The following is an 18,307-nucleotide window of genomic DNA, read 5'->3' as shown; positions in this document are numbered from 1 at the left end:
AACTAAAAAAGTTCAATGCACAATTATAGTGCATGTTGGTAATGGTGTTTACTTTTGTGCAATAAAAAGCCGTGCAAAAAAAAGTTGTGCAATGAAAAGCCGTGTAAATAAAGTCGTACAAAAAAGATCTATAAAAGCTGGGCAATAAAAAACTAAGAAAGCGTTAGTGAAAAAAAAGCCCCGAACTAGGTCGAGGCTTTAGTGTTTACTTAGCAGTTTAAATATTAAGCGCTGTAGTAAAGTTCGAACTCAAGTGGGTGAGTCGTCATAGATACACGACGAGCTTCAGCTGTTTTAAGTTCGATGTAAGCGTTGATCATGTCATCAGAGAAAACGCCACCTTGAGTCAAGAATGCGCGATCTTCGTCTAGGCACTTAAGCGCTTCTTCTAGGCTAGCAGCAACCTGTGGAATTGCATGAGCTTCTTCAGCTGGAAGGTCGTACAAATCTTTATCTGCTGCATCACCAGGGTGAATCTTGTTTTTGATACCGTCGATACCAGCCATCAACATAGCTGCGAATGCTAGGTATGGGTTAGCGGTTGGATCAGGGAAACGAGCTTCAATACGTTTGCCTTTAGGGCTAGCTACGTATGGGATACGAATAGAAGCAGAACGGTTGCGAGCAGAGTATGCAAGCATTACTGGAGCTTCGAAGTGAGGTACAAGACGCTTGTAAGAGTTAGTTGAAGCGTTAGTGAACGCGTTCAATGCTTTAGCGTGCTTGATGATACCACCGATGTAGTAAAGCGCCATTTCAGATAGGCCAGCGTACTGGTCGCCAGCGAATTGGTTTTCGCCGTTCTTCCAGAAAGACTGGTGAACGTGCATACCAGAACCGTTGTCACCAACGATTGGTTTAGGCATGAAAGTCGCTGTTTTACCGTAAGCGTGAGCTACGTTGTGTACGCAGTACTTAAGAATTTGAACTTCGTCTGCTTTTTTAACTAGAGTGTTGAATTTAACACCGATTTCGTTTTGTCCAGCAGTTGCCACTTCGTGGTGGTGAACTTCAATTACAAGACCCATACTTTCCATAGCGTTACACATTGCGCCACGAAGATCGTGATGAGAATCAACTGGTGGTACTGGGAAATAGCCGCCTTTTACGAAAGGACGGTGGCCCATGTTGCCGCCTTCAAACTTCTTGTTAGAAGACCAAGCTGCTTCTTCAGAGTTGATCTCTACAGAACAACCTGACATGTCAGTTTTCCATTTTACATCATCAAAGATGAAGAATTCTGGCTCTGGACCAAAGAAAGCTGTATCACCAAGACCTGTTGACTTAAGGAACTCTTCTGCGCGAAGAGCAACAGAGCGTGGGTCACGATCGTAGCCTTGCATAGTAGAAGGTTCAATAACGTTACAGCGAACAATTACAGTAGACTCTTCAGTGAAAGGATCCATAACAGCGGTATCATCTTGAGGTGACATGATCATGTCAGACTCGTTGATGCCTTTCCAGCCAGTAATGGATGAACCATCAAACATCTGACCGTTTTCAAAAAACTCTTCATCTACCGTAATAGCTGGAATAGTTACGTGTTGTTCTTTACCTTTAAAGTCGGTAAAGCGAAGGTCAACCCACTTCGCGTCATGCTCAGCAATCAAGGCAAGGGTCTTGTTTGACATAGTTGTTCTCCAGTCGTAGTTAAAGCGAAATTAATTTTCGTTTATAGGGTGCTTCAATATAAAGCGCCATTTGACGAATACAAAGCATAACTTGTGCCAGAATTTTGTGCGGTCTAATAATTCCTTATATTACAATAGGATAAGCATTATTAATTAAATGGCGCACTCAATGGTGGCTAAATCTAGCCTTTAAAAAAGTTAATATGCACCACTTTGGATCGCTTGCGCGGCATTTTGTTCCGTATTGGTGCGAATTTAGCGTTTTCGTATCTACGGGCTTTTCTTTATACTATGCGCCTTTCAAATATCCGGTATAAATCGCAACCCCTATGAAATTTATTGTTAAGTTTTTTGCAGAAATCACCATTAAAAGTCGTCCAGTTAGAAAGGCTTTTATTAAACAGCTTCGACATAATGTTAAGTTGGTTCTTAAAAAGCATGATGCCGATGTAGTTGTTTCTGGCAATTGGGATTTTATTGAAGTGTTTTCCGATAGGGATGAATTACGAGAAGATTTTATACAGTCACTTTCTAATATAGCAGGCATTGCTCATTTTCAATTCGTCCGTGAATTTCCATTAGTTGATCTTGATGACATTGTAGAACAGGCTATTGTTTCTTATGGTGATGTTATTAAAGATGCCGTGTTTGCGGTTAGGGTTAAACGTGTCGGACATCATGACTTTACTTCGGTTGATGCAGAAAGACATATTGGTGGCTGCTTAAAAGCACGTTGTGGTGCTTTGGCTGTTCGCTTAAACAATCCCGAAGTATTAGTGCCCATTGATATTCGTGATAACCGAGTATGGATGATCGAACAACGTGAAGAAGGTCTTGGTGGTTATCCGCTTGGGTCGCAAGATTCTGTGTTGTCATTAATGTCTGGTGGATACGATTCTACTGTTAGCTCTTTTTTAACGATGAGCCGAGGATTGAAAACGCACTTTTGCTTTTTTAATCTTGGCGGTGATGCGCATGAAATCGGCGTAAAACAAGTTTCCAACTTCATTTGGGAGAAATACGGTTCGGCGTTAAATGTTAAATTCATCACTGTGCCTTTCGAGGCGGTTGTTGGCGAGATCTTAACCAAAGTCGATAACGCAGAGATGGGGGTGATTCTAAAACGTATGATGTTGCGTGCTGCTTCTCAGCTAATGACAGAAGTCGGAGCGAAAGCTTTGGTGACGGGAGAAAGTGTTGCTCAGGTATCCAGCCAAACCTTGATGAATTTAAAGGTAATCGACCAGGTGACTGAAGAGCTAGTGCTTCGTCCTTTGATCACTACGAATAAGCAGGTCATCATAGACAAGGCCATAGAAATCGGTACTGCACCTTTTGCGGCCAGTATGCCTGAGTTTTGTGGTGTTATTTCTGTTAAGCCAACTACTCGCGCTAAAATGCACCGTGTAGAGAAGCAAGAGACCAATTTTGATTTTGCTGTATTAGAACAAGCGATTGGCAACGCTCAGGTTATGTCTATTCAAAATGTGATGGACGATGTGGCTAAGCAGTATCAGGGTGAAGTACCTGTTGTGCGTATGCCAGTGGGTGATGAAGTGATTATTGATATTCGTCATCCCGATGAAGCAAGCAATCGACCTTTAAAAGTAAGTGGTCGTCCTGTCAAAGTGATTCCATTTTTTGCACTGGAATCTAATTGGGCTGAATTAGAGAAAAATGTGACTCATTTGCTCTATTGTGGCAAAGGTGTCATGAGTCGTATGCATGCCTCTTACTTACTTGGTAAAGGGCATGAAAACGTAGGTATTTATTTACCTTAATTAAGTACTAATGAACCGTAGCATTTTTGTAGTATATGAATGTTATCGTTTTATATGAAAGCGCATTGTTACTTTATTGAAGTATTTTTGTGGACTTTTTTTGTCACTTTTATGGGATATTTATCAATATAAGAGTACAATTGCGCCAATTTTACCCCGCACCAAGATCCGAGACGCTTGAAGAGCATACCTGCCCGTATCAAGCGGCGGTATATCTTTTTGCTCACGCTAAATGCAGAGAACTATAAATGTCTAATGATATCAATAAGTTACGTAACGTAGCTATTATTGCCCACGTTGACCATGGTAAAACTACCTTGGTTGATCAGCTATTAAGCCAATCTGGCACACTAGATCGTAAAGATCAAGGTTCTGAACGAATCATGGACTCTAACGATCAAGAGAAAGAACGTGGCATCACCATTTTGGCGAAAAATACGTCAATTATGTGGCACGATTACCGTATTAATATCGTAGATACACCTGGACACGCTGACTTCGGTGGTGAGGTTGAGCGCGTATTATCTATGGTTGATTCTGTATTGTTGTTAGTTGACGCAGTTGATGGTCCAATGCCACAAACTCGTTTTGTAACATCAAAAGCATTTGAACGTGGCCTACGTCCTATTGTTGTTATCAACAAAATTGACCGTCCAGGCGCTCGTCCTGATTGGGTTATGGATCAGGTTTTTGATTTGTTCGACAGCCTTGGTGCAACCGAAGAGCAGCTAGATTTCCCTGTTATCTATGCTTCTGCAATCAATGGTATTTCTGGTAATGATCCAGAAAATATGGCAGAAGACATGACGCCACTTTACCAAATGATTCTTGATAGCGTTCCTGTACCAAACGTTGATCCTGAGGGGACTTTCCAAATGCAGGTTTCTGCATTGGATTACGACAGCTATGTTGGTGTTATCGGTGTAGGCCGTATCACACGTGGTAGCTTGTCTCCAAACCAGCAAGTAGTTGTAAAATCTGCAGACGGTAAAGAGCGTAAAGGCAAAGTCTTGAACGTTAAGGGTTACCACGGTCTAGCGCGTGTTGATACTGATAAAGCCTCTGCGGGTGACATCGTTTGTATTACTGGTATCGATGGCCTAAGTATCTCTGATACTTTGTGTGATCCTGCTTGTGTTGAAGCTTTGCCTGCATTGTCTGTAGATGAGCCAACAGTAAGCATGACCTTCATGGTTAACGACTCTCCGTTTGCTGGTAAAGAAGGTAAATACATTACCACTCGTAATATCTCAGATCGTCTTGATCGTGAGCTTATCCACAACGTAGCGTTGCGTGTTCGCCAAGGCGAAACACCTGATAAGTTCATCGTTTCTGGTCGTGGTGAGCTTCACCTTTCTGTATTGATCGAAACTATGCGTCGTGAAGGCTTTGAGATGGGAGTTTCTCGTCCTGAAGTAGTTAAAAAAGAAGTGGACGGCAAAATTCACGAACCATTTGAACTAGTAGTTATCGACGTTGAAGAGCAGCATCAAGGTTCTATCATGGAAGAACTTGGCTTGCGTAAAGCTGAGTTAACTAACATGGAGCCAGATGGTAAAGGTCGTGTTCGTCTTGAGTTCATGACGCCTTCTCGTGGTTTGATCGGTTTCCGTGGCTTGTTCCTAACACTAACTTCTGGCTCTGGTATTATGACCAGCGTATTTGACCATTATGGTCCAGTAAAAGAAGGTGATGTTGGTAGCCGCCAGAATGGTGTATTGATCAGTATGGTTACTGGTAAAACAGCAGCGTTCGCTTTGTTTAACCTACAAAGCCGTGGTCGTTTATTCTTGGGTCATGCGGTTGAAGTATACGAAGGTCAAGTTATCGGTCTTCACTCACGTGATAATGACTTAACTGTTAACCCAGTTAAAGGTAAGCAGTTAACTAACATGCGTGCCTCTGGTACAGATGAAGCCTTGACGTTGACTCCGCCTATTCGTCATACACTTGAGCAAGCGCTTGAGTTTATCGAAGACGATGAATTGGTAGAAGTAACACCAGAAAGCATCCGTATTCGTAAAAAATTATTGACTGAAAACGAGCGTAAACGCGCTGGTCGTAAGTAATAGCTATTCTTTAAAAAGAGCAGCAGCAAATGAATTCATGTAAATGAATTCGTGAGCGACAGAAGCGCCTTCGGGCGCTTTTGTTTTTTCTGGACTTTGTTAAAGTTATTTGTCTTATTGACCTTAGTAAGCATTGGCAAATATAGGGAGAAAGCGATGAAAGTCTTGATACAGCGAGCCTTAAGCGCATGCGTTGTTGTTGATGGTGAAACCATTGGTGCGATTGACCACGGACAGCTCGTGTTGGTTGGCATAGAAAAAGGCGATACAGAAGCAGATACACAGCGATTGGCCGATAAACTGTTGAAATACCGTATGTTTGGTGATGCAGAGGGTAAGATGAACCTGAATGTCCAGCAGGTTGGTGGTGGAGTGTTACTGGTATCGCAATTTACCTTGGCTGCTGAAACCAAGAAAGGTTTGCGTCCAGGGTTTTCCACTGCAGCCATTCCCGAAGAAGGAGAGCGTTTATTTAATGACTTTGTGAATAAAGTGCGTGCTCAATACAGTAAGGTTGAAACAGGGCGTTTTGGTGCTGATATGAAAGTCTCTTTTACCAATGATGGCCCTGTTACTTTTATGTTAGATTAGATCCTTATGCTGGATTAATCGATTGTCGAGTCTGATAGTGTCTTTAATTTTGGTGTTTGACGAATTTCTTTGGCGATTAATTTAGCAACCGCTTTCGCCCCTTTTTCTTGAAAATGGGTAATATCAGGTTTGTCTAATCGACCTGCACGGTCTTTGTAATAAGGGAATTTTATTGGATCGACAGCGAGCCAATAGTCTTTCCAGTTTTCTTCTCCTAATGTATTAGCAAGTTCTATGGAGCGTATTTCTATATCTAATAAAGCAATATTGTTGGCTTGGGCTGTGTCTTTAATTGTTTGGCTATAGTTGCCAGTAAAAGCAAATCCCTTCGTGCTGTTTTGTGTCGTAAAATGAGTAGATACGACGGTGAATTCATTTTTTCCTTTCATCGTTTTCATTCTAGTCACGGGCGTTAATAAAACCGGTGTGATTTGATGTGACTTGGCATAGTCAATAAAAAACTCCAGTGAGCGCTGGAATGAAAGGCTTTATTGCCCAGCTGGGGCTTGTATTTGACCATCCGCATTATTCGGGTAGGTACAGGTGTTAGCGACATCGTATGGACCGCGTCCGGCGCTGCTCGCGTCACATTTTTCGTCATTGTGACCAAATTGAATAAGTAAATAATCTCCAGAGTGCATCATACTACTGAGGTAGCGAAACCAACCTTGATTATAATATGAGCGAGAGCTACGACCGGATTGTGCACCATTAATAACTTGTACTTTTTGAGTGTCAAAATTCTCTTGGAAGGTTTGCCCCCAGCCCATTCGAGGTGCAACGGCTTGCGGATAGTTTGATGCTGTCGAGTCGCCAATAATAAATACTCTATGTGGAACAGTATCTACTTGTTGCTGCCTTTTCTGGATAGCACTAAGGTCAAACGCTGCTACTTTGCCTTGTAAATCAGGGACGAGTAGAGGCTGAAAAAAACGATCCATTAGAGTGCTATCAGCAACTTCACCAACCTTGGTCTGATAATTTCTATTGCTCCATAACCATTGCGTTAACTGAGCAAATGCTGGTTGCCATTGTGGCTCATATTGCACGGGATCGAAATGTTTTGGCAATCCTAAATCATGTAAGCTGTTATCAAATCCTTGGTGAAAACGTGCTACAGATGAAGCATATTCTTCTGCAGAAAAAATGAGTGGTAGTTTTGGTGAGGATATAACTTGTTGAGGGCCTAAGTAACCCGATGCCGTTGCGGTATCCGATAAAATCAGGTCACTAAACGGATTAATATTGAAATTAATGTTTTGCTCGAGTTGTGGCTTGGTCGGAGCATAAAGAGCTGCCATGCATATTCCGCGTAATGTGTTATTACTTAAACAGTCAGTGTTCTGTTCGGCCGCGGAGACGACAAATGGTGGGATGAAGTCTTTTATTTTAAGTTGATAAGCTCCATGTTTATCCGTAGTGGTTGAAGCTTTTCTACCGTATTGGTCGCTCAAGGTTATTTGGGCTGGAAAATTCATTAGATGGGCGCTTACAATGCCTTTAACAGTTGTGTTCTGGGCAGCCAAAAAAATTGGTTGCCAGCCATCAAGCATGTTCTCGATAGTAAATTTAGTCGCGTCGTTATCGCTTAATTGAGGGCGATAACCCTCTTTTGAGGCGCCAGATCCATAGCTCTTGTATTCACTAAAACGTGCACCATCTTCTGGTGTAAACCAAATAGATTCTCCATTTATATCTTTACCGTGCATTTTATCCCAGCCATAGATGTGATCATCCATCTCCGTATTGATAAAGGTGGTTGAACCCATGGCAAAGGGATCGGCATAACGACCATCTTGAAAAGTAGTAGTTGGGTGCCAAGGGCGACCAAGAGCATAACTAGCTGCTGGAACGCGGTTGTCTTCTTTTATTAAGCGGCTATTGATGAAGACTAAGCCAAAGGCCCGTTCTTCATTGGTGCTTGGGGCTGTTAAATAGCCTAAAGGGAGTTCTTGGTTTGGACGGTAACGAGCGACAATGTCGCTGTTATCAAAAATAACTAAGCCGTTTCCGAAAATAAAATCAACAGTGCCGCTGATACGGGAGTTATTGAAATAGCTTCTGCCCCCTTTGCTGTAAAAGGTATCTTGGAAGCCTTCTAGAGATACGTCATAAAATGCTGATCGGTCGCTTTTTTTACCAAGTAGTAAAGCGACGGCTTGAGTTTGCTTGATTTTACTTGGATCGTCTTTTGCTTTGCTGTCATTAGTCAGATAGTCAAAGTCGTTACGGATGGTAAGAGACTGAGCAGTGAAGTCTTTGCCGTTGATTTCAACTACTCGACTACCTGAAGTGCCAATGTTCTTGCCATTATCACCTTTCATGCCTGCAGCAATAGCTTTGGCAATGATGGTTCTATCTCGTCCTGCGCCAATAAAGTGCACATTATCGCGGTCAATAATGATTTGTTCGTTATATAGGCCTGGTTTGATATATATGCTGTAAGTGCTTTTATCTTCTGGTGCATTCTGAAGAGCATCCTTGATGCTGCCGTACTCACCAGCTTTTGGTGTGGATGATACGACAGCTTGGTACAAACTGGTCGCATGAGATTGAAATGACAGAAGCGCGCCAACAGTGGCAACTAAGCCTATTGCAACAGAGTGTTTCATTGTTTTCCCTCACATTTTTATTCTTGTCTTGATGGAGTGAAGTAGTGCTTTAATAGCTTTTTATAAAGCTCAATTTTTGTTCAAGGTAAGAATATAGCCGAGTAGATATAAATGAAACAGTGTTTTATAAAATTATTTCATTTTTATAAATATTTTCCTCATAACAACAAAAAGACGCTTAAGAGATTAATCTTAAGCGTCTTATGTGTAGTGCGTGAACAAGGGGAGGTTGTTATTGGCTTGCTTTGGACCTTTCACTCTCTTCTTTTTCTTCACTCCCATCAACCACAACTTTTACTGTGCGGCCAGCAATAAGTCCAAGTTCGAATAGCATCCACATTGGGATGGCCAGCAAGGTCTGCGAAAAAATATCGGGTGGCGTAATGAGCATGCCAACAACAAAACAACCTAGAAAAATATAAGGACGTTTTTTGGATAGCGTCGCAACTGTTGTGACACCCGCTTTAATAAGTAAGTAGGTGGCAACAGGGATTTCAAAGGTTACGCCGAAAGCAAAGAATAGTTTTAAGACAAAGTTTAGGTAGTTATTAATGTCCGTCATAACGGTCACTTCGCCAGGCCCTACTGTCGTGAAAAAGCCGAAGATAAGTGGCAAGACAACGTAGTAAGCAAACAGAACACCAGCATAAAAAAGAAAGATACTGGAAACCAATAGTGGAATCGCAATTTGTTTCTCGTTTTTATACAGAGCAGGCGCAATAAACGACCAAGCCTGAAAAAGAGTATAGGGAACCGATATTAGTACCGCGACGGCAAAGGTTAGCTTGAGTGGCGCGAGAAAGGGTGATGCTACTTCTGTTGCTATCAACGAGCTGCCAGGCGGGAGTAATAGTCGTAGTGGTTCAGAGACAATCAGATATAAATCGTTGGCAAAAGAATACAAGCCAATAAAGAGGATAAGTATTGCCAGAACACACTTTAATAAACGATTTCTTAGCTCGATAAGGTGAGCGACAAGTGGTGCTTGATTGGAAGAATCTGTACTCATAATGCGTCACATGTCCGCGCTTTGTTAAAATAATGATTAGGTTCGAGAAGCAGTTGTTTCAGTCGTTTTTCTAATATCATCCATGGCTTGAGTCTCAGTTGAGTCTGATTTTTCCATTGTTTCTGACTCGTCAGCCGTAGATAGTAGCACTTCTTTTTCCACCGCTGCGGTATCTGCTTTTTCTTCTGCTGACTGCACAGCGGTAATGGGCTCAAGCGCATCTTTTTTAGTGTCGTAACCCTCAGGGTAGGGCGTTATGGTATTTTGAATCGCCTGACCTTCTTTTAGAAGGCGCTGATTGGTCTCGTTAATTTTCTGTTGCAGCTCTTCATGATCCAGCTGTGCATTAATTTCTCTTTGCACTGAATTAATACTGCGGCGAATTTTACGAATCCATAGCCCCGCCGTTTTTGCAGCATGAGGCAAACGTTCAGGGCCAAGAATTAAAAGACCAACTACGAAAACAACAAGGAGTTCAGAAAAGCCAATGTCGAACACAGATTAGGCGCTCTTATCATCTTTTTTAACTTCAGCATCAATTACTTTATGCTGGGCGGTTTTTTCGTCTTCGGCTTCCGTGTCTTTGTCGACGGCTTCTTTAAAGCCTTTGACAGCACCACCTAGATCAGAGCCAAGGTTCTTAAGCTTTTTGGTGCCAAAAATAAGTACTAAAATGGCTAAAACAATTAATAATTGCCAAATACTGATTCCACCTAACATAAATTACTCCTACTGCTTATTTGGTACGACTGGCTTTTTCGTCTAAGCCAGACAAGTTAAATCTGCGTGCTAGTTCATCAAGTATAGCATCTGGGCCAATATCTAAATGAGATAACATGACAAGTGTGTGAAACCATAGATCTGCAGTTTCATAAATCAAATCGGATTTATCACCAGAGATCACTGCGTCTTTCGCCGCAATAATGGTTTCAATGCTTTCTTCGCCTACTTTCTCAAGGATCTTATTTAATCCCTTTGCGTGTAGACTAGCAACATAAGAAGAGTCTGCTGCTGCGGCTTTACGTTGTTCTAGTGTGGCTGCTAATTCAGCCAATACATCGGATTTCATTATAGTCTCTCAAAGGTTACGGTTTTAAGACAAGCAGGTAAATTCCTACTAAAAACAGTCCTAAACTGGTTAAATCGGCGTCTTTTATATGCGTTAAAGATGCAGGATCAGTAATAATCCAAGCCGCACCTAAGCTTAGTAGCCCAAGCAATCTGAAGGGTATATTTTGTCGGCCTTTTTTTAATTCTTTACCTAATTGATCAATAGCTTCGGTCTGCGCCTGCATGCGTTCTTCTTGGTGCGACATTTGTGATAACGCAGTAAAAATCAAATTAGGAATTTGTGGTAATTGACCTGCCCACTGCGGAGCTTGTTTGCGTACTTCTTCCATCACGCGTTTTGGCCCCATTTGTTCTCGCATCCAGCGTTCTAGGAATGGCTTAGCTGTCACCCATAGATCCAAGTCCGGATAAAGCTGGCGGCCCAAACCTTCAATATTGAGTAGAGTTTTTTCCAATAAAACTAGCTGTGGCTGCACTTCCATATTAAAGCGACGTGCGGTTTGGAATAAACCAATCAGTACTTGTCCAAAAGAAATGTCTTTCAGTGGTTTAGCAAACATAGGTTCACAAACACTGCGAATAGCAGACTCAAAGGCATGTACCGGCGTACCTTTAGGAACCCAGCCGCTTTCAACATGAAGTTCTGCAACTAAACGATAATCTCGCTGGAAAAACGCTAATAGGTTACGTGCTAAGTAACTTTTGTCTGCGTCATCTAGGCTGCCCATAATGGCGCAGTCAATAGCGATATATTTGGGTTTCTGTGGATTAGTGGCATCTACAAAGATATTGCCTGGATGCATGTCGGCATGGAAAAAACTGTGCGAGAAAACTTGGGTGAAAAAGATTTCAACACCGCGTTCTGCCAAGCACTTCATGTCGACATTAGCTTTATTAAGTGCTGCAATGTCGGCTACAGGAATGCCAGAGATACGTTCCATGACCATGACATTACGATGACTGTAATCCCAATAGACTTGTGGCACATACAGTAATTCTGAATTGGTAAAATTGCGCTGTAATAAGCCCGTATTGGCTGCTTCTTTGGCAAGATCCAGTTCATCAAGAATGGTATATTCGTAATCTGTTACTACTTCGACAGGTCTTAAGCGACGACCGTCGGCGCTCAAATTAGCAACAAGGTGCGCCAAAGTGTAGAGTAAACTAATATCTTTACTGATGGTTTTTTCAATCTTCGGACGAATGACTTTAACAACTACGTCTTCGCCAGAATGCAATTTAGCAGTATGAACTTGTGCAATAGAAGCAGAGGCCAAAGGCGTTGCCGAAAACTCAGCGAACAGTTCAGAAACCGGTGCTTTTAAATCTCTTTCGACAATGGCTTGAGCGATATGGCCGGGAAAAGCAGGCACTTTGTCTTGCAGCTTTGCTAGCTCGTCGGCGATATCATCGTCTAGTAAATCTCGGCGTGTTGATAATATTTGTCCGAACTTAACAAAGATAGGGCCAAGGCTTTCCAGAGCCAGACGAAGTCGCTCACCTTTATTTTGACTAGCGCGCTTGCGGCCAATGGAGCAAACAAGACCAAGAGTGTAACGAATATACCAAGGCAAAAGAGCGAAAGGAATAAACACATCAAGACGAAAGCGCATTACTGTATAGAGTATGCGCAGTAAACGAAAAGTACTGATCAACATGGCTAAAATTTAAATCCTTTATGAAGCGCAACAATGCCGCCCGTTAAATTTTGGTAGCTGGTACGTTCAAATCCGACTTCATCCATCATGCTTTTCAGAGTTTCTTGATCTGGATGCATACGAATTGATTCGGCAAGGTAACGGTAACTGTCTGCATCATTCGCGATCAATTTGCCCATTGCTGGAAGTAAGCGGAAAGAATATTGATCGTAGACTTGTGATAAAAGCTCAGATTCTGGTTTAGAAAACTCCAGAACTAATAAACGGCCACCTGGCTTCAGAACACGGTACATAGAAGCAAGCGCTTTGGATTTGTCAGTCACATTGCGCAAACCAAAGGCAATGGTAATGCAGTCGAAAGTATCGTCAGGAAAGGGCAGTGCTTCGGCATTGGCTTGAACAAATTTCACGTTACCAACAATGCCTTGATTGGCGAGCTTGTCACGACCAACTTTCAGCATTGAGTCATTAATATCCGCTAGAATGACTTGTCCTTCGCTACCCACAAGGCGAGAAAATTTAACCGTCAAATCACCTGTGCCGCCGGCGATATCTAGCACGCTGTTGCCAGCACGAACGCCTGATTGGCTAATAGTGTGTCGCTTCCATAGACGATGAATACCACCGGACATCAAATCATTCATAATGTCGTATTTGGCAGCTACGGAATGAAAAACTTGTGCGACGGCTTTCACTTTTTCATCTGTTGGGATTTCTTTGAAGCCAAAGTCGGTGGTTGTTTTCTGATCGTCTTGCATAAACTACTTCATCCTAGTGGCGGCATCGCTCGCCATTCTCTTTATTGAAAAGCTTTATTGGGAGCCTATTGAAAAGCCTAATTTAATCGCTTTATCGTTGTTTGACAGCGTTGCGTTCAATGTAAGTGGTTATTGTAACCGCGACAGCAAAGCTCTGGTACTGCTTTACCTAAACTATTTATTCGCCATGACTCTATTTCGTCCTGCTTCTTTAGCCATATAGAGTTGTTTGTCAGCTCTAGCGAATAAAGATTCTGGGTTTTCTTGTGTGTGAAGTTCTGCAATACCAATTGAGATGGAAATCGATACTGGCTCGCCCTGCATATTGAATGGAGTTTTGGCTACCGCAAGTCGAATAGCTTCAGCACGTTCGATGGCTTGTACCAAAGTAGTATCTGGAAAAGCGATAACAAATTCTTCGCCGCCGTAACGAAACATAAGATCTTCTTTTAATAGAGCGCTACGTATTTGTTTTGGTACGAGGCGTAATACTTTGTCGCCAGCAAGATGCCCCCAAGTATCATTCACTTTTTTAAAATGGTCGATATCGCAGACTGCTAAGCAAATGGGTTTTTGAGTTTTTTGCATGATTTTGCATAAGGGCAAAATAGCATCTTGGTAAGCGGTTCGGTTTGGTAGGTCAGTCAATGAATCTGTCATTGCTTGAGCGAGCTTTTCTTGCAGTAATGAGCGAAGTGACACCGTATCTTTTTCCATTCGCGTTACTTTATTTTTAAGTAAGGAGATGGATTGATTGGCGTGTTTTTCCTGCTCTACCATTTGCGTCTTGTATTCGGTCATGGTGCTTGAAATAGTCGACAGTCTATTGTTAATAAGTGTTTTTAGGCTTTCTAAATCGTTGGCGCTCTGAACTGCTTGTGATGTGTCTGTAACTTGTTTTTGTAGCTTGTTGTTAAAGCCTTCGCGACTCACAGATAGCGATTTCTGTGAGTGATAACTGCTGGAGATGGATTCGTTGATACTGGCAAGTTGCTTATTTAACTGATTAAGATAGTTAGTCAGACTTTCTTGTGTTTTGCCGATAGCGATCATTATTAAGTTAATAGCTTCATCAAGTAGTCCAGGAAGCTGTTGGAGGTTGTCGTTGCCTAAAAGTGCTTTTTTTAAGTCGACAATGTCTTCGTCGTAATGACTCGGTAATGATAAGTTATTCATGAGCCCAGCAAGTGTGTGGCTAATTTGAATCATGATTTCTTGATCATTTTTCTGTGATTTCGTTTCTAGATCTCGATTGAAAAACCGTCTGAAAAGTGAGCTTTTAGGTTGGCTTGACTCTGTTTGGGTCAATGTTTTCTCAGCCAACGACAAAAAGCCTTTTAAAAGATGAGGCCATTTAGATGGAGTTTGCCAGTGTAGACGTATTTGGGCTTCAAGTTCTTTTTTCTCGTTCTGAGGGACTCTTTTGCTGTCTTGTTTTTCAAGCAGATCGATAAGTTCTTGTAACGTACTTCTAACCTGTTTAGCTCGGCTGCTTTGGGCTTCATCACTTTTGATTAGCAGCGGTTCTGCATTATTAAGCACATCTTGTATTTCTTGGGCATCCGCTCCTTTGGTTATAACTTGGCGAATTTGGCGAACAACGGAATCAAGCTCTGGGTCATTCCCTTCAGCTAGCATACTGGTTCTGGAAACTGCTTTACGTAACGCTTCTATCAGTTTGTCACTCGATGATTCCGTCATATCGCCTCATTTTTATTATTTCTGACGTTCTTTTTCGATAAGAAAATCAACAACTTTGTAGATATTTTCATTGCCATTTGCAGTTTCAGCGCTTACCAAGTATTTACCGTTTACGATTATTCCTGGTACACCGCGAGCGCCGTAGGCACGTATTTTTGCATCGGCTTGGCTAAGGCGGCTATTCACAGCAAAAGAATTGAATTGCTTACGAAATTCATCTTCACTAACACCATAGTTTGAAAAGAAAGCAGCAAGTGCGTCTTCAGAGTTTAGATTACGGTGTTCAACATGGATAGCATTAAAAAGATCTGCGCGAATTTTATCTTCTATACCAAGTAGATCGGCGACATAGAAGGCTTTTGCATGTGCTAACCAACCTCGACCGAACACAGCTGGCAAGAATTTGAAATCAACATCGTTTGGTAGATTTTTTTTCCAAGCTTGAGTGATAGGTTCTAGTTTGTAGCAATGTGGGCATCCGTACCAAAAAATTTCAGTAACTTCGATCTTACTAGGGTCACTAGTGCGAACTGGCGTTTTTATAGTTGTATAACCATTACCGTCACTGTATTCAGCGGCAGCAGCAGTCAGTGGGATAAGTAGGGAAAGTATCAGCGCTGAAAACAGCTTTATCATGGATTACTCCTAGTCGTATTTATAGTCATGTTAATTTACAAAGGTATTCTTACATCATGCACAGAATTACAACAGAATACGATTCCATCAAAGACTTAAGGTTCTAATTTTCCAGTAAGTTTACATAAAACTTACATCTATGACGCTTATTGTCCGGCTGTTATTTGTCGTGTTTTGTAAATCCTTGTCTCAATTGTGTTCATTTACCCAGATTGAGGTAGCTTATCGAGTTTAACATGGCATATTTTCGCGTTTGCTGGCATTATATACAGCAATTGAAACAAACCTGAATGCAAATCCGAATCTATTGACGAATATCAACTTATGACCCCTTTTGACTCCACTTTCCAATCCGCGCACTTCATTAAGAGTGCTGAGAAACTTTCTCAATGTCCTTTAGACCAAGGTGTTGAGGTCGCATTTGCAGGTCGCTCAAATGCTGGTAAATCTACAGCGCTAAATACTCTTACGAATCAAAAGAAATTGGCGCGTACCTCAAAAACGCCAGGTCGAACTCAGTTGATTAACTGTTTTGGATTGAATGTTGATGATCGTCGTCTAATTGACCTTCCAGGTTACGGCTTCGCTAAAGTGCCAATTGCCATGAAAAAAGTCTGGCAAGCACATATGCAAGATTACTTGATGAATCGTCGTTCTTTAGCAGGTGTTGTCTTGGTAATGGACATTCGTCATCCATTAAAAGAATTTGATGAAATGATGCTGGATTGGGCAAAATCAAATCGCATGAAAGTTCATGTGCTGTTAACCAAGTCTGACAAGCTAAAACGTGGACCAGCTAAATCCACTATGTTGGCTGTGCAGAAGGTTCTTAAAACCCTAGGTGTTGATGGTTCAGTTCAGACTTTCTCCTCTTTGAATGGCGATGGTGTGGATGTTTTGCGTATCAAGCTCGCTGAATGGCTAGTGCTTGATAATCTTGAAGAGATTCCAGTTTCGCCAAACGCATAATGATATGAAGAAAGTAAAAAAAGCCTCGTATGAGGCTTTTTTTATGTCTACCAGTTCTAAAAACTTGATTTACTGCGGTGTCAAATAAGCCGCGAGGAAGGTATCAAAGTCCACTTCATCTGCCGCCTCAATCGCTTCTTGATCTCGTAACGAGCGTTCTGCTTTTTCCATAAACTCACGAGTCAGTTCATCGGATAAAGGGCGAGACATCCATTCTGTTTGCTGTTCTTTTGATAGCATTAACATGGCATTTTGATAGCCTTGTTGTGCCTTGCTGCGCTCAAGTAGCTGAGCGGAAGGCAGTAGCGTTTCATTGCTTAATTTTTCTCGTTGAACTTCTACTGCGTGTTTGTAAGCCGGATTGCCTGTTTTATTAGACAAAAATTCAGCAACTTCTGCGAGTGAGTTCAGCATGTCTTTTGCTTTCGTACGAAGCTTAGTTGGACCTTGGCCAAAATCAAAGTCCATGTCTAGGTCACGACCATGGGATGCAATTTCTTGCTGCATTTTACGAAGTTGACTGCATTCAGCACTGCCTAGTCGCTCATCGCCACGTAACATGCAGTAAAGCAGGAATACATCAATAAAATACAAGGTCGAAGATTGCATGCCGATAGAAGAGCTTGGATCTAGATCCATAATGCGAACTTCAATGTATTCAACGCCTCTGGCATGCAGGGCTGCACTTGGGTGTTCGCCAGGTTGCGTGACGCGTTTAGGGCGAATGTCGCTGTAATACTCGTTTTCGATCTGCAATAAATTGCTATTAAGTTGGCGATATTGTCCATCGACTTTCACACCTATGTCTTGGTAGTGCTGATAAGGTGTCTGTAGGGCTTTTTTTACCGTGCTGATGTAGGTTTCAACTTCGTTGTAACATACATATAAATCGGCTTGAGCCTTATTTTGATAACCAAGATCACTCATGCGAAGTGAGGTGGCTTTTGGGCCAAACCAAGTGTTCTTTTCTAATTTATCTAGGCTGTCAGGCTTTTTCGGTAAAAAGCTTTCATCAATAGCGGGTGATGCACCGAACAACAGCGATAGCATCCAAGAGCTACGACGGAAGTTACGGATCAAAGCAAAATAGCTGTCTGATTGAAACGCTTGTTTTTCAGCTTTTGAAAGATTGGATTTGCCTTTGTAGCTTTCCAAGAAAGACCAGAAGTCCTTATCAAAAGAGAAGTTGTAATGCATGCCAGCGATACATTGCATGATACGACCATAACGATTAGACAGACCTTCGCGGTAAACGCGTTTTAGCTTACCAGTGTTTGATTCGCCATAATACGCGATAGGAACATCTTCGTTACCCGCTAAATAACAAGGCATACTGGCCGGCCACAAACATTCGTCTTGCTTATATAGTTCGTGGTTAACCAAGTTATGAATGTCTTCTAGCTCTTTAATGACACCTTCAACGCTTGGGTGAACGCCAGTAATAAATTCCATCAAAGATTCGGAATAATCCGTTGTGATGGAGCTATGAGTCAGTGCCGAGCCCAATGCTTTCGGGTGAGGCTTATGCGAGATGTGGCCTTCAGTTCGGTCAACTCGTAGCGCTTCTCGTTCTACGCCACGATGAAAGGTGAGTGCAGAAGTCGTCGCGGCTTGCTGGCAATGAGTTGCCAGCGCTTGCAAAGCATCGGTTAAGGTGGTCAAGAAGTCTTCCTTCTATTGAATAAGGCAAAATTGAATTTCAGGGATTGTACTCGGCAGAGCTGATTCGCAGCAAGCAACAGATACCCCATGCACAAAAAATGCTGACTTCTAGAACATAGATATAAGAAATTTGTCGCGCAAGGGCACGACAAAAAATAT

16 protein-coding genes are annotated in these 18,307 nt (G+C 42.0%); 4 read left to right on the top strand and 12 right to left on the bottom strand.

What is annotated here, in order from left to right:
* Nucleotides 1-224 precede the first annotated feature (224 nt).
* Nucleotides 225-1,631 (bottom strand): glutamate--ammonia ligase, encoded by a 1,407-nt coding sequence (gene glnA / locus CCS02_RS09550; protein WP_100186618.1) that lies wholly within the window; start codon nucleotides 1,629-1,631, stop codon nucleotides 225-227.
* Nucleotides 1,632-1,960: 329 nt separating this feature from the next.
* On the opposite strand from glnA, the gene thiI reads away from it, so the two are divergent.
* The 3 genes from thiI to dtd all read left to right on the top strand — a co-directional run bounded on the left by thiI (nucleotide 1,961) and on the right by dtd (nucleotide 6,072).
* On the top strand, nucleotides 1,961-3,412 hold the full coding sequence (gene thiI / locus CCS02_RS09545; RefSeq protein WP_100636414.1) for a tRNA uracil 4-sulfurtransferase ThiI: 1,452 nt from the start codon (nucleotides 1,961-1,963) through the stop codon (nucleotides 3,410-3,412).
* Between the two features lie 248 nt (nucleotides 3,413-3,660).
* Nucleotides 3,661-5,481: a translational GTPase TypA gene (typA, locus tag CCS02_RS09540; RefSeq protein ID WP_072838950.1), complete on the top strand. Its 1,821-nt coding sequence runs from the start codon at nucleotides 3,661-3,663 to the stop codon at nucleotides 5,479-5,481.
* A 156-nt stretch (nucleotides 5,482-5,637) separates the two neighbouring features.
* Nucleotides 5,638-6,072 carry a D-aminoacyl-tRNA deacylase gene (gene dtd / locus CCS02_RS09535; protein WP_100186620.1) on the top strand — a complete coding sequence of 145 codons (435 nt, stop codon included), beginning with the start codon at nucleotides 5,638-5,640 and terminating at the stop codon, nucleotides 6,070-6,072.
* 14 nt (nucleotides 6,073-6,086) lie between these two features.
* On the opposite strand, the gene CCS02_RS09530 is transcribed toward dtd, so the two are convergent.
* From CCS02_RS09530 to CCS02_RS09485, 10 genes are all read right to left on the bottom strand, one after another.
* Nucleotides 6,087-6,470, bottom strand: a complete 384-nt coding sequence (locus CCS02_RS09530; protein ID WP_157807985.1) for a hypothetical protein — start codon at nucleotides 6,468-6,470, stop codon at nucleotides 6,087-6,089.
* Nucleotides 6,471-6,560: 90 nt separating this feature from the next.
* On the bottom strand, nucleotides 6,561-8,684 hold the full coding sequence (locus CCS02_RS09525; RefSeq protein WP_100636412.1) for a pectinesterase family protein: 2,124 nt from the start codon (nucleotides 8,682-8,684) through the stop codon (nucleotides 6,561-6,563).
* Between the two features lie 232 nt (nucleotides 8,685-8,916).
* Entirely contained in the window at nucleotides 8,917-9,693 is a 777-nt protein-coding gene (gene tatC / locus CCS02_RS09520; protein WP_011978570.1) for a twin-arginine translocase subunit TatC, read from the bottom strand.
* Nucleotides 9,694-9,729: 36 nt separating this feature from the next.
* Nucleotides 9,730-10,191 carry a Sec-independent protein translocase protein TatB gene (gene tatB, locus CCS02_RS09515; RefSeq protein WP_084122239.1) on the bottom strand — a complete coding sequence of 154 codons (462 nt, stop codon included), beginning with the start codon at nucleotides 10,189-10,191 and terminating at the stop codon, nucleotides 9,730-9,732.
* Nucleotides 10,192-10,194: 3 nt separating this feature from the next.
* Nucleotides 10,195-10,413 carry a Sec-independent protein translocase subunit TatA gene (tatA, locus tag CCS02_RS09510; RefSeq protein WP_072838954.1) on the bottom strand — a complete coding sequence of 73 codons (219 nt, stop codon included), beginning with the start codon at nucleotides 10,411-10,413 and terminating at the stop codon, nucleotides 10,195-10,197.
* A gap of 16 nt (nucleotides 10,414-10,429) precedes the next feature.
* A complete protein-coding gene (locus CCS02_RS09505; RefSeq protein ID WP_072838955.1) occupies nucleotides 10,430-10,762 on the bottom strand; it encodes a phosphoribosyl-ATP diphosphatase in 333 nt (110 codons plus the stop codon).
* Nucleotides 10,763-10,778: 16 nt separating this feature from the next.
* A complete protein-coding gene (ubiB, locus tag CCS02_RS09500; protein ID WP_100186623.1) occupies nucleotides 10,779-12,422 on the bottom strand; it encodes a ubiquinone biosynthesis regulatory protein kinase UbiB in 1,644 nt (547 codons plus the stop codon).
* Between the two features lie 2 nt (nucleotides 12,423-12,424).
* On the bottom strand, nucleotides 12,425-13,180 hold the full coding sequence (gene ubiE, locus CCS02_RS09495) for a bifunctional demethylmenaquinone methyltransferase/2-methoxy-6-polyprenyl-1,4-benzoquinol methylase UbiE (RefSeq protein WP_100186624.1): 756 nt from the start codon (nucleotides 13,178-13,180) through the stop codon (nucleotides 12,425-12,427).
* A gap of 174 nt (nucleotides 13,181-13,354) precedes the next feature.
* On the bottom strand, nucleotides 13,355-14,881 hold the full coding sequence (locus CCS02_RS09490) for a GGDEF domain-containing protein (RefSeq protein WP_100636411.1): 1,527 nt from the start codon (nucleotides 14,879-14,881) through the stop codon (nucleotides 13,355-13,357).
* A 15-nt stretch (nucleotides 14,882-14,896) separates the two neighbouring features.
* Complete coding sequence (locus CCS02_RS09485) at nucleotides 14,897-15,517, bottom strand: thiol:disulfide interchange protein DsbA/DsbL (protein ID WP_072838959.1); 621 nt, start codon at nucleotides 15,515-15,517, stop codon at nucleotides 14,897-14,899.
* A gap of 324 nt (nucleotides 15,518-15,841) precedes the next feature.
* On the opposite strand from CCS02_RS09485, the gene yihA reads away from it, so the two are divergent.
* Nucleotides 15,842-16,486 carry a ribosome biogenesis GTP-binding protein YihA/YsxC gene (gene yihA, locus CCS02_RS09480; RefSeq protein ID WP_100636410.1) on the top strand — a complete coding sequence of 215 codons (645 nt, stop codon included), beginning with the start codon at nucleotides 15,842-15,844 and terminating at the stop codon, nucleotides 16,484-16,486.
* 69 nt (nucleotides 16,487-16,555) lie between these two features.
* On the opposite strand, the gene gshA is transcribed toward yihA, so the two are convergent.
* Complete coding sequence (gshA, locus tag CCS02_RS09475; RefSeq protein ID WP_100636409.1) at nucleotides 16,556-18,148, bottom strand: glutamate--cysteine ligase; 1,593 nt, start codon at nucleotides 18,146-18,148, stop codon at nucleotides 16,556-16,558.
* Nucleotides 18,149-18,307 lie beyond the last annotated feature (159 nt).

It is taken from the genome of Marinomonas sp. ef1 (assembly GCF_002806845.1).
In the GTDB taxonomy this organism is placed as follows: Bacteria; Pseudomonadota; Gammaproteobacteria; order Pseudomonadales; family Marinomonadaceae; genus Marinomonas; species Marinomonas polaris.
Note: the sequence above shows the minus strand (reverse complement) of the source record. Positions and strands in the feature narration are given on the sequence as shown.